Here is a 13,263-nt window from a genome sequence, read left to right on the forward strand (position 1 = left end):
TGTGGATTATTTAAAAGAGTATAATATGTGGCTAGATAACGACTATTTTGATGAAGAAACAAAAAAAGAACTAAGAGAAATCAAAGATAATGATATGGAGATTCAAGAGAGATTCTATAAAGAACTGGAATTTGGTACAGGCGGACTTAGAGGTGTTATTGGTGCGGGTAATAATAGAATGAACATCTATACTGTTAGAAAAGCAACTCAAGGTTTAGCTAATTATATTAAAATAAGTGGACAGGAAGCAATTGATAAAGGAGTAGTTATTGCTTATGATTCTAGGTATATGTCTCCTGAATTTGCTGATGAAGCAGCTCTTGTATTGAATGCTAATGGTATAAAGGCTTATGTTTTTGAAAGTCTTAGACCTACACCAGAATTATCTTTTGCAGTTAGAGAGCTAGGAGCTATAGCAGGGATTGTCGTAACTGCAAGTCATAATCCTTCAGAGTACAATGGTTACAAAGTATACTGGGAAGATGGAGCTCAGATTACTACTCCAAAAGATGTTGAAATAATAGATGAAGTAAAGAAAGTTACAGATTACAAAGATGTAAAATCAATAGATAAAGAGACTGCTTCAAAAGAAGGATTATATAATGTTATTGGAGAAGAGATTGATGATAGGTATATAGAAGAACTTAAGAAACAAATTATTAACCCTGAAGCAATCAAGAAGGCTTCAGAAGATTTTTCTATAGTATATACGCCTCTTCATGGAACTGGAAATATACCTGTAAGAAGAATATTAGACGAGATAGGTTTTAAAAATGTAAATGTTGTAGGAGAGCAGGAATTACCTGACAGTAATTTCTCAACAGTGAGCTATCCTAATCCAGAAGACATAAAAGCCTTCAAACTTGCAATTAAGCTTGGAAAAGAAAAAAATGCAGATGTTATATTAGCGACAGACCCGGATGCAGATAGATTAGGTGTACTGGTTAAAAAAGATGATGATTATGTAGCTCTAACTGGAAATATGATAGGTGTTTTATTACTGGACTATATACTATCTCAGAAAAAAGCAAACAATAAGCTACCTGAGAATGGTGCTGTCATTGAAACAATTGTATCAACTGATATGGCAAGTGTAATTGCAGATAGCTATAATGTAAAACTATTCAAGGTATTAACAGGATTCAAATATATTGGTGAAAAAATTAAAGTATTCAAGGAAGAAGGTTCCTATGAGTATCTATTTGGTTTTGAAGAAAGCTATGGTTGCTTAATCGGTACACATGCTAGAGATAAAGACGCTGTTGTTGCAACAATGATGGTTTGCGAGCTGGGAGCATATTACAAATTAAAAGGACTAACTCTTTATGATGCACTAATAAATGTATATGAAAAATATGGTTACTACAAAGAAACACTTGAATCTATTACATTGAAAGGTATTGAAGGGGTTAACAAAATAAAACATATATTAAGTACATTAAGAAATGTGCCTCCTAAGGACATTAATGGTATCAAGGTAATAGAAGCAGTAGATTACTTGGAAGATACAGAACTACCAAAATCTAATGTGCTATACTATACTTTAGAAAATGGATCATGGTTCTGCGTAAGACCATCAGGAACAGAACCAAAAATCAAATTCTATTTTGGGATAAAAGATTCTAGCAATGATGAGGCAGACAAACATTTAGAAGAATTTTCTAAAGGAGTTATGAAAATTATTAACGATATTATTCAATAATTAGGGTATAATTTCAATTCAAGGTATAATTTCAACACAAAAACAATAAAATAATACAAATAGAAATTTTATGGTGAAAGCATGAAAAAAATTATTTTTATTTTGTGTTTACTTATAGTGTTTACATTTACAGCATGTGGTAATAAGGTTGAAGATGAGAATGATGAAGATAAAATAAGAGATCTTGAATTCACAGTTGTCGAAGATAAAGATGTACCAGATGTTATAAAACAAAAGATAGAAGAGTCTAAGATGGAGCCATTCAAGTTTAGTTTCAGTGATGGAAAGTATTTATACATAGTTGTTGGATACGGAGAACAGCCAACAGGTGGATATAGTATACAAGTAAAAGAAGTATATGAATCCAAGGATTATGTTGTAATCTTAACTGAGCTGTTAGGTCCATCAAAAGATGATACAGTTACCATGAGTCTATCGTATCCATATGTAGTAGTAAAAACAGAAGACTTGTCATTACCAGTTTACTATAAGTAGAAATCAAGGGGAAAAGATAACTTTTCCCCTAAAATATTGTAAAGCTACTAATAAATAGTAATAACGATTTTCGTTTTCAGTAAATATTTTTAAATACTAAAGAACCATTAAATGTGATTAATAATATAATACAGTGAATAAAAATTCTAGGGGTCGTATAAAAATGAAAAAATTGGATAAACTAATAGCTAGAGAATGGAAAAGTAGTAATAAAGTTGTAGTGTCCTAAATAAAAAAACCATAAAATAGTAAAAAAGTCTCTTAATTCTATTGACATTTATGGTGTAATTTGATATAATTTAAAAATTTATTGACCTGCTATTAGTATTATGATATACTAGTAGTAGTTGTTAAAGATGAGGTGGTTAAAAATGATTGCAAAAGAAGATATTACCGAGGTAAGAAAACGTGTAGACGGTTATGTCGGTAGTAAAGTTTTAGTTAAAGCTAATAAGGGACGAAAAAGAATTGTCATTAAACAGGGTGTATTACAGAGCACATATCCAAGCATTTTTGTAGTCAAAGTCCAAAACGAACTACAAAATACTTATAGAACTGTTTCATATAGTTATACAGATATATTGACTAATAACGTTGAATTATCGTTATGTCAGGAATAAATTTGCATGTAATTTTTAGGTATTGTATCTAACAATTAAAAAATAGTCATAAAATCCTTCCTAACCTTAATATAATAATATAGACAAAGGTTTTAGGAGGGATTTTTTTGAGTTTAGAACTGGAGCAAAGAAACATTGCGTTAATTAAACCGAAAGGTAGCCGAGTTCTTCAGATGACAATAGATGAAGATATTAATGTGCCAGATATAAAGCCTGACATTGATAAGATATTGCAGAGCAATTCGGTGGTAAACATTACAGGTACTGATGTTTATGATTCTAAAGTTTTAGTTAAAGGTGAATTTGGTTGTAAGGTGCTGTATGTACCTCTTAATGATTCAAAGCCTGTACATAATATGATAAGTCTTATTCCTTTAGAGGAGACTATTAATATTGATGATGTATCCAAAAGCGATAGTATTAAGACAGAATATATCATAGAAGAGATGAAGATAACACCAATTAACACTAGAAAGATTAATGTAAAGTCAATTGTACAAGTTAAAGTTATGGTTGACGAAAAAAAAGAGATGTATGTTCCTACAGATATTTGCGGTGCTCAGGATATCCAAAGCAGATGGGATGACATTACAATCTGTAAAATGCATACATCCAAAAAAGAGACATATAAAATAAAAGATGAATTAGCTATTCCAAGTAGCAAACCAAATATCATGGAGATATTGTGGTATGATAGGACTATTAAGAACAAGGAATTTAGACTGTTGGATGATAAAATCAATATCAAAGGAATTGTGGTTCTTGATACTTTATATCTAGGAGAATCAGGGGAAAATAATCTTGAATTCGTTGAACATGAGATGCCTTTTAATGGTGTAATTGAGTGTAATGGTATTAACGAGGATATGTATTCTGATATTGATATAAACATTGTAGATGATAAGATTCAGATTAGACCAGATCTAGATGGAGAAGAGAGAGTATTCTCAGTAGATATAGTAACCCAGCTGGATATAAATATATACTCTGAAGAAAAAAATAATATTCTTACAGATGTATATTCTTTATCAAAAGAAATTGAGCTAGATAAAGAAGTAATCACATATGAAACATTACTTTGCAAGAATCAAAGCCAGTGTAAAATAAAAGAAACTATTGAAATAGATTCTACTTCTCCAGATATTATGCAGATATATTATGGAACAGGGGAAGTAAATATTGATAATATAGATGTATTTGAAGATAAAGTAGAAGTTGAGGGTGTTGTATTTGTCAAAATAATGTATGTAGCAGCGGATGATAATAATCCTATTAACGTATATAAAGCTGATCTGCCCTTTAATCAGGTGATAGATACAGAAGGTATTAAAAATGACAGTAGAATGTCTATAAGGCCATCTATAAGCTATATTAATTGTAGTATGTTAGGAGAAAAAGAAGTTGAAGTTAAATGCTCCGTTAATCTAGATACAATTGTGTTTGATAATCAAGAATTTAATATAATCAATGGGTTAACAGAGACTGAAATAGATATGAAAAAACTTCAAAACACTCCAAGTGTAGTAGGGTATATTGTCAAAGAAAATGAGTCCTTATGGGATATAGCAAAAACATATTCAACTAAGGTAGATGACATAAAAGCTGTTAATAATTTAGATTCGGCTGATGTAAAAAGAGGGGATAAATTAATAATAGTCAAAAACATCGATAGCCTTGAAATTTAAGAACGCCTAGCGTTCTTTTTTTTCTTTTTCTTGATTTATAAATATACATTGTATATAATATTAAGTATACAAGGTACAAGCTAGTTGGGAAAAGATTAAAAAGTGAAAGGGTCATTATGTATAAAATTAATATTAAGGCTAGAGCCAAGATTAATATATCACTTGATGTAATAGGTAAAAGAGAAGATGGTTACCATGATGTAAAGATGATTATGCAGACTATCAACTTATACGATAAAATAAATATAAAAAAAATAAGAAAAGATGAAATAAAGATTCAAACCAACTTGTCCTTTTTACCAGTTGATGAAAGGAATTTAGTATACAAAGTTATAAAATATCTCAAGGAAAAATATAAAATAAAAACTGGAGTTTTTGTTGATTTATATAAAGTCATTCCAGTAGCAGCAGGTCTTGCTGGTGGAAGTAGTGATGCGGCAGCTGCTTTAGTAGGGATGAACAAACTTTTTAATCTTCGCATGTCCATGAATGAAATGATGGAGATTGGTACTATGTTTGGTGCAGACATTCCTTATTGCTTGCTTAGGGGAACAGCTCTTAGTGAAGGAATCGGTGAAAAATTGACATCTCTAGGTGGGTTCCCAGATGCATACATTGTTATTGCAAAACCGGGCATTAGTGTTTCCACGGGTTTTGTATATAGTAATCTTGATTTGAATAATATAGATGTTAGACCTGACACAGATAGAATTATAGAAGGCATTGATAAGGGTGACTTACATCAGATTTGTATGAATATGGGAAATATCTTAGAGACAGTCACAATAAAAAAATATCCTGTAATAAATGAAATAAAAGATTATATGATGGAAAATGGAGCTATAGGTTCATTGATGACTGGAAGTGGACCATCTGTTTTTGGTATATTAGAGGACAAACATAAGGCTTATAATCTAGCCCATAAGTTAAAGGTAAACAATCTAGCTAAATTCGTTTATACCACAACAATATTCAATAGCTAAACATTTTCTAAAGAAAGGATGTATTAAGGTAATGGATGATAAATTGAAAGTTAATCTTAATGAATATCTGCCCTTAAGAGATGTTGTTTTCAATACGTTAAGAGAGGCCATTCTAAAAGGAGAACTTGTAGCTGGTGAGAGGCTGATGGAAAAACAACTTGCTGAGAGAATGGGAGTCAGTAGAACACCAATTAGAGAGGCTATTAGAAAATTAGAACTTGAAGGATTAGTAGTAATGATACCTAGAAAAGGTGCAGAGGTAGCTAAAATTACTCATAAAGATATAAAAGACGTATTAGAAGTAAGAGCAGCACTTGAAGAATTAGCAGTTAAGATAGCATGTGAAAAGATGTCAGAGGAGTCTTTGGTTGACCTAAAAAGGACTACTCACAAATTTCAAACAGCATGTGACGAACATGACATAGAGCAGATAATTAAAAAAGATGTTGAATTCCACGATATAATATTTAATTCAACTGAAAACGAGAAATTGATTCAAATAATAAATAACCTAAGAGAACAAATCTATCGTTATAGAGTTGAATATATAAGAAAGGTTGCTGATTTTGGTATATTAGTAAAAGAACATGACCTAATTGTAAAATCAATTGAAAACAGAGATGTTGATGAAGCAAGAAAGATAGCCATGCAGCATATAGTTAATCAAGAAATAGCAGTGATAGAGATATTCGATAAAAAAAATAAATAATTAATCTCAATATAAAAAAAGATGAGCTATTGGTGATAATATCAATAGCTTATTTTTTTTTATCAAAAAATCGTTACGTATATTGAATAAAAATATCTATAAATACAAAAAATGTAAAAAAAGGAAGGGAATATAATGACAAATATTTTGGAAAAATTAGGTAATGTTTTTTCTGTGAAATTTATAGTGCTTTTATTAATTGCAGGTTTAGTGCTACTTATATGGGATAGGAAAGTACTATACAGAAAAAAAATGAAAAAAGAGCACACTATTAGTATTGTTCTAGGAATTATTTATGTATCAGCAGCATTAGTATTTTTTGTAATAGGAAGATTTATTTAAAAAAAGAGTAAGGTGAATAAAGTGAGATTAAAAAAAGCAAAGTCAAAACATGATGAAAGAAGTAACAAAGTCATAATTCCATTTTCAGATTCAATAGATACGAATATAAGAAATTTTGAAGAACTATTTACTGACTGTGGTGATTTAGTAAAAAGAAAGTTCCCTATAGGCAAAAATAAAGATGTATGGGCATATATTGCATACATTGATGTTATGACTGACAGGAGGGTCATAGAAGAATCTGTACTTGAACAACTATTAGTTCAAGTTAGGGGCGTTGGAAAAACTCTGTTAGAAACTGATGAAGACAAATTCTCATTTATAAAAGATGGTGGGTTTGCAACAGCAGATTTGAAAGAAATTAATATAATGGATGATGCAGTATTAGCCGTACTTTCGGGAGATACTGTAATTTTTATTGACGGTTATGAAAAAGCTATAGTAGTAGCCACAAAAGGATTTCCAAATAGGGGAGTACAACAGCCAGATACAGAAAATGTAATAAGAGGGTCAAAAGAAGGCTTTACAGAAGCATTTCGAATTAATACAGTACTTATTAGAAGGCGTATCAGAGATAGCAAATTAAAAGTTAAACAAATACAATTAGGAACAAGAACAAGAACCGATGTTGCTCTTATGTATTTAGATGATCTTGTAAGACCACAGGTATTACAAGAAATAGAAGAAAGACTTAGTTATTTTAAAATAGATAGTGTATTAGAAAGTGGTACATTAGAACAGTTGATAGAAACTAATTGGTATTCTCCATTTCCCCAATCCCAAGTAACTCAGAGACCAGATAAAGTGGCATCTGCAATATTAGAGGGAAGAGTAGCTATAGTCGTAGATAATACACCATTTGTTCTTTTATTACCTACAACCTTTAATTGTTTTTTTCAATCATCAGAAGATTATTATCAAAGATGGTATGTAATGAGCTTAGTGAGGTTTCTAAGATATTGTGCCGCATTTTTATCTTTTGCTATACCAGGATTCTATCTAGCATTGACTACTTTTCATCCTTCAATGATACCAACGCCGTTGACTTTTTCCATTGCGGCAGCTAGAGAAGGTGTACCGTTTCCTGCATTGATTGAAGTACTGGTAATGGAACTGGCTTTTGAACTTTTGAGAGAAGCAGGAGTGAGACTTCCAGCACCTATAGGTAATACTATTGGAATAGTTGGAGGTTTAATAGTCGGTCAGGCAGTAGTAGAAGCTAATCTGGTAAGCCCCATTATAGTAATTATTGTGGCATTGACAGCTATATCTTCATTTGCCATTCCTAGCTATTCACTTACATCAGCTTTTAGAATAATAAAATATCTGATTATACTATTATCTGCTTTCTTAGGTTTTCTTGGTTTTTGGTTAGGTATTTTAATAGTGTTGACTCACCTTGTATCTCTTAAGAGTATTAATATACCTTATCTTTCACCTTATGTAGCAAGAGAAGTCAATAATGAAGACCTTCAGGATTCCCTAATAAGAATGCCCATATTTCTTAATAAATTAAGACCGGTATTTGCTAGAAGAAGTAATAAAGTAAGATTAGATATAGATGAAAAAGGAGAAAATAATGTTTTCACAAAACAATAAAATATCAATGAGACAAATTGAGATTCTGATTATTCTCAATATGTTCAGTAATACAAGTTTAATTTTGCCTAGAGTCGCTTCTGAAATAGCAGATGGCGATGGTCATTTTATTGTTCTAGGCGGCGCTATCATTTCACTAGTATATGTCTTCATTATAACTTCTCTTGTTAAGATGTTTCCTGATAAGAATATTGTAGAATACACAGAACTGATATTCAATAAAACAATAGCTATTATTATAGGAGTCATATTCTGTCTGAAACTTATTATTTTGGCAGGGTTAGAAATAAGGGTTTTTGGAGAGTTGGTGAAACAGGCATTACTAAGAAATACACCAATAGAAATTATTGTCATAGCTATGCTTTTGGTTGTAGTCTATCTCACAAGGAAAGGCTATGAAGCAAGGGCTAGAATGGCAGAGCTGTTAATATTTATAATATTAATCCCTTTGGTAGTAATATTTTTCTTCGCAGTTCCTGATATCAAATTATACAATATTTCACCTGTTTTTTCAATTTCAGGGGAAAAATTTATCTATGGAAGCTTAATAATGTCTTTTGCTTATTCGGGGATAGAGCTATTATTACTATCAAGTCCATTTGTAATAAATCCTGATAAATTACCAAAGGTGACATTACGGAGTGTAGCATTTGTTGGCATTCTAAATGCTTTGATATGCATTTTGACAATTGGTTCTTTTGGACCTGTAGAGACTTCTAGACAAATATGGCCTGTTATGACCATTATGCAGACAATACATCTGCCGGGTGCTTTAATACAAAGACAAGATGCTCTAATGGTAAGTTTTTGGATAATGACAGTGTTTTTACTTTTAAACGCTTATTTATTTTTTTCAGGATTATTAATTAAAAAAATTGCTAACTTAAAAGAACAGAATTTCTTGATATTACCTCTAATACCTATTATTTATCTCATATCACTTATACCAGATAATATAGTGGAGACTTATAAATGGATAGAGATTATGACACGTTATGTTAGCTTATTATTCCTTCTACCTATTCCATTAATCTTATTGGTAGTTGCTAAGATGAGAGGATTAGGTAAACCTACAGGTAATATATGAAATTAATGAGAGGTTGATGGTAACATGAAAATTAAAATTATGGCTATATTGGTTATATGTTCTATACTTCTAGTAGGTTGTTGGGATAAGGTTGAATTGAATGACAGAGCATATGTAATAAGTCTTGCACTAGATGATATTGGTGATTTATTAGAGGTAACATATACCATTCCTAATTTGCCTGTTATAACTGCTCAGAGTGGTGGTGAAGCTACAAAGTTCATTAAAATCACCAAAGCAGAGACTTTGACACAAGCTAATAGGGCTTTTGGTAAAAAATCTAATCTTAGAATCAATTTTGACCATACTAAGGTAATAATATTTGGAGCTGATTTTTTAGAGGATCCTAATAATCTAAGAAAAGTTTTGGATCATTTTGATAGAAATCCAGAATATTCCAAAGCGTTATTATTATTAGGTACCAAGGAAACAGGGAAAAAATTACTTGAATCGGTTCCTAATGGAGAAGAGACAACAGGAATATATCTTTCACAAGTTTTTATAAATAATAGTCTGGAAACCATAAGCGCCAAGACCATTGAACTTGGAGATTTTATTTCCCAAATGTACAGTACAGAGGGAAATGGTGTAATGCCAAATGTAATATTTAGGGATAATGAGGTTATAGTGGATGGATTAGCCATTCTTAAGGATTATCAGCTTAGAGGATGGATGGAAGATAAATATATGACAACATACAGTTGGATTCTTGGTAAAGGCAAGGAAACTGTTGCTTTAGTAGATATGGAAGGAGTATTAGTACCTTATGAAATAAGTGATTTAACTTCTAAAATGAATTTTGAATTAAAAGATGGATTATTAAAAATTAAAATTTCAATTAGTAGTGAAGGAGATGTATCAGAATATATACTAGAAGATAAAGACAAGTTATTCAATACTAGTTATATTGCTGAAATTGAAAATGAAGTAGCTAATAGCATGGAAGAAGATATATATGAATTAATGAATATTATTCAAGAAGAGTATGGTATAGATATCATTAATGCATATAACAACTTAAAAACCAGTAATAGAAAAATATGGAAAACAACTAAATCGGATTGGCAGAATTTCTTTAATGCAGCAGCTATTGAAGTAGAATGTAAGGTAAATATAAGAAGAGTGGGACTTTCAAAATAAAAATCATTATTCATTTACTTTTTGTCATGTTTTCTAATTTACGGTTTAACAGATAGATTATGTATAAATAATAATGATGTTGGTAATAATAGAAATAGTAGGTTGTAAATATGAAAAGATGGGGGAAGATTGATGAAGGTGAATCTAATGAAAGTATTTGAAAAGAAAAGGATATTAAGAACCTATATAATATCACTACTAATAGTGGTACTTATGTTGGCAGCTATAGTTTATGATTACGGTAAAAATGGGACAAATGCTGCTGTGATTGAGGGAATATCAGATAGTTTGATACGTTTTCATGTTATTGCAAATAGTGACAGTGAAGAGGATCAGAAGTTGAAATTGAAGGTAAGAGATGAGATTCTAGACAAAATGAGTGGTATTTTGGGAGAATCTAATAATATTGAAGAAACAAGACAGTTGATTTATAATAATACAGATAAAATTAAGGAAATAGCTAGAAGAGTTATAGAAGAAAATAATTATGATTATGATATAAACGTTAAGTTGAAGATGGAACAGTTTCCATTGAAGACTTATGGAGATATAATATTACCCCCAGGTGAATATGAAGCTTTGTTGGTAGAAATAGGTGAAGCGAAAGGTAAGAATTGGTGGTGTGTAATGTTCCCGCCTCTATGTTTTGTTGATGTAACTCATGGAGTAGTTCCAGAAGAGACAAAAGAGACCCTTAAAAGGGTTTTGACAGATGAAGAGTATGATTCTATTGTGATGGCAGAACCTGAAGAGGATATGCCTATAAAGATTAGATTCAAGTTTTTGGAGTGGTTTAACTTTAGTAGGGGTGAAGATAGAGATAGGAAGGATAATGATAGTAAGGTGTTTGTTAATAGGGATTAGAGAAAAATAGAAATTTAGACAACGGTTATATGAAAAACCATATATAGTGATAATCACTTTCGTTATTATCACTATATATGGTTTTTTGTGTATAGGCACATTTTAAATTATGTACTCCCTGACCGTTATACATATGTAAAATATTTATATAATTAGCTATTGAATAAAAATACAATAAGATATAAAATAGAACAGATAAGTAATTTATCATATTTGGAGATGATAATTAATATATTTAATAATACATGAGTTTGTACAACTACCATTTATCTATAATGGTAAAATTTGCTGAATTTTAATTCTGAATAATTAAAAAATGGGGAGGAATATAATATGAATAAAAAAAATATTGTTGTTTTATTTGGTGGACAATCATCGGAACATGAGATATCATGTATATCAGCAGTAACTATAATGAAAAACATCAATAAAGATAAATATAATATATATCCTGTAGGAATAACGAAAGAAGGTAACTGGAGAATATATCATGGAAAGATAGATGATTTAACAGTAGATAGTTGGGTGGGTAATTCGGATAATGCTATCATTAGTCCGGATGCAACTGATAAATCATTAATAATTTTCAAGGAAGATGGAATAGTAAAAGTAGATGTTGATATAGTGTTCCCGGCACTTCACGGGCTGTATGGAGAAGATGGAAGCGTTCAAGGTTTATTGGAGCTTGCTAGTATCCCGTATGTAGGTTGTGGTATTTTAGCTTCTAGTGTATCTATGGATAAGCTTTTTACGAAAGTCATAGTTGATAGATTAGGAATTAGACAGGCTAAATATATTCCAGTATATAAAAAAGAAATGGATGATATTAAAGAAGTAGTGGCTAAGATAGAAAGACAATTGGAATATCCAGTCTTTGTAAAACCATCAAATGCCGGATCATCTAAAGGTATTACCAAGGCACATAATAAAGGAGAATTATTTGATGGTCTTGAGATTGCAATCAAGCATGATTCAAAACTATTGATTGAAGAAACCATAGTAGGTAGAGAAGTTGAATGTGCTGTACTTGGCAATTATCATCCAAGAACATCTAATGTTGGTGAAATAATTTCAGCAGCCGAATTCTATGACTATGATTCAAAATATAATAATATAGGTTCTAAAACAATAATTAATCCAGATGTACCAAAGGATACAGTTAAAAAAATCAGAGATTGTGCAGAGCAGATTTTTAGAGCAGTTGATGGTAGAGGATTGGCAAGAGCAGATTTCTTTATAGAATCAGAATCAGGAGAGGTTGTTTTCAATGAAATAAATACATTACCAGGTTTTACAAGTATAAGCATGTATCCGATGCTTTGGGAAGATAAAGGAATGTCTAACGAAGAATTAGTAGATAGACTTATTAAGTTTGCATTTAATAAGTAAACTCAACTTTTAATGAGGTGAAATAAAGTGACAAAAGACGTATTGGTAAGAGTAAAGGGAGTTCAGACAGATATGTTTGAATCAGATAAAATAGAATTAGTAACAACAGGTAGCTATGTTGAAAAAAATAATAAGGTGTATATAACTTATATAGATTCAACGATTGATGGCGATAAAGAAACTAAAACAACCATAAAACATGAGAAAGACCAAATTTCCATATTGAGATTTGGTGGAGTCAATTCTCATATGGTATTTGAAAAAGACAAAACACATATAACACACTATCAGACTCCATATGGTATTTTTGAAATAAATACCCATACAAAGAAAATAAATGTAGACCAAGAAGAAGATTTCATGGAGATTAATGTATCCTATAATCTAAGCATCAATCATATGTCAATGGGGGTCAATACTTTTACTATAACAGTAAAAAACGCTAAATCTGATAGGGTAGTATTGATGGATGATAAAAATGTAGAAATAGAAAACGAAGAACTTAGTTAATAATAATCTCTCGGAATCTTGAGAGATCATGTCAGCAAAGCTGACAAAAGCACTTTGACAAGTAAATATTGTCTGAATTACAAATAAAAGTAGAAAAATGGGTAAAAGAAATAGACATAACTGCTGTTATGCTTTAAA

Annotated in this window: 13 protein-coding genes; all 13 read left to right on the forward strand. The window is 30.7% G+C overall.

From position 1 onward, the window contains the following. Nucleotide 1 precedes the first annotated feature (1 nt). A complete protein-coding gene (locus N4A55_RS06780) occupies nt 2-1,702 on the forward strand; it encodes a phospho-sugar mutase (protein WP_293754807.1) in 1,701 nt (566 codons plus the stop codon). A gap of 81 nt (nt 1,703-1,783) precedes the next feature. Beyond that, nucleotides 1,784-2,197: a protease complex subunit PrcB family protein gene (locus N4A55_RS06785; RefSeq protein WP_293754808.1), complete on the forward strand. Its 414-nt coding sequence runs from the start codon at nt 1,784-1,786 to the stop codon at nt 2,195-2,197. 371 nt (nt 2,198-2,568) lie between these two features. Further along, complete coding sequence (locus N4A55_RS06790) at nt 2,569-2,817, forward strand: Veg family protein (protein ID WP_113672647.1); 249 nt, start codon at nt 2,569-2,571, stop codon at nt 2,815-2,817. A 107-nt stretch (nt 2,818-2,924) separates the two neighbouring features. Continuing rightward, a complete protein-coding gene (locus N4A55_RS06795) occupies nt 2,925-4,502 on the forward strand; it encodes a DUF3794 and LysM peptidoglycan-binding domain-containing protein (RefSeq protein WP_293754809.1) in 1,578 nt (525 codons plus the stop codon). Nucleotides 4,503-4,618: 116 nt separating this feature from the next. Beyond that, nucleotides 4,619-5,485 carry a 4-(cytidine 5'-diphospho)-2-C-methyl-D-erythritol kinase gene (gene ispE, locus N4A55_RS06800; protein WP_293754810.1) on the forward strand — a complete coding sequence of 289 codons (867 nt, stop codon included), beginning with the start codon at nt 4,619-4,621 and terminating at the stop codon, nt 5,483-5,485. A gap of 31 nt (nt 5,486-5,516) precedes the next feature. Then, nucleotides 5,517-6,194, forward strand: coding sequence for a GntR family transcriptional regulator (locus N4A55_RS06805; RefSeq protein ID WP_293754811.1), 678 nt, complete (start codon nt 5,517-5,519; stop codon nt 6,192-6,194). 135 nt (nt 6,195-6,329) lie between these two features. Beyond that, a complete protein-coding gene (locus tag N4A55_RS06810; protein WP_293754812.1) occupies nt 6,330-6,536 on the forward strand; it encodes a CLC_0170 family protein in 207 nt (68 codons plus the stop codon). 21 nt (nt 6,537-6,557) lie between these two features. Next, a complete protein-coding gene (locus tag N4A55_RS06815) occupies nt 6,558-8,135 on the forward strand; it encodes a spore germination protein (RefSeq protein WP_293754814.1) in 1,578 nt (525 codons plus the stop codon). Further along, nucleotides 8,116-9,222, forward strand: a complete 1,107-nt coding sequence (locus N4A55_RS06820; RefSeq protein WP_293754815.1) for a GerAB/ArcD/ProY family transporter — start codon at nt 8,116-8,118, stop codon at nt 9,220-9,222. Before N4A55_RS06815 ends, N4A55_RS06820 begins: the two co-directional genes overlap by 20 nt. A 24-nt stretch (nt 9,223-9,246) precedes the next feature. Continuing rightward, nucleotides 9,247-10,362, forward strand: coding sequence for a Ger(x)C family spore germination protein (locus N4A55_RS06825; RefSeq protein ID WP_293754816.1), 1,116 nt, complete (start codon nt 9,247-9,249; stop codon nt 10,360-10,362). Nucleotides 10,363-10,494: 132 nt separating this feature from the next. Then, nucleotides 10,495-11,226 carry a stage II sporulation protein R gene (gene spoIIR / locus N4A55_RS06830; RefSeq protein ID WP_293754817.1) on the forward strand — a complete coding sequence of 244 codons (732 nt, stop codon included), beginning with the start codon at nt 10,495-10,497 and terminating at the stop codon, nt 11,224-11,226. 333 nt (nt 11,227-11,559) lie between these two features. Continuing rightward, nucleotides 11,560-12,615, forward strand: coding sequence for a D-alanine--D-alanine ligase family protein (locus N4A55_RS06835; RefSeq protein ID WP_293754818.1), 1,056 nt, complete (start codon nt 11,560-11,562; stop codon nt 12,613-12,615). 27 nt (nt 12,616-12,642) lie between these two features. Then, nucleotides 12,643-13,125, forward strand: a complete 483-nt coding sequence (locus tag N4A55_RS06840; RefSeq protein ID WP_293754819.1) for a DUF1934 domain-containing protein — start codon at nt 12,643-12,645, stop codon at nt 13,123-13,125. The last annotated feature ends 138 nt before the right edge of the window (nt 13,126-13,263 follow it).

Source organism: Vallitalea sp. (genome assembly GCF_025211055.1).
GTDB lineage: Bacteria > Bacillota > Clostridia > Lachnospirales > Vallitaleaceae > Vallitalea.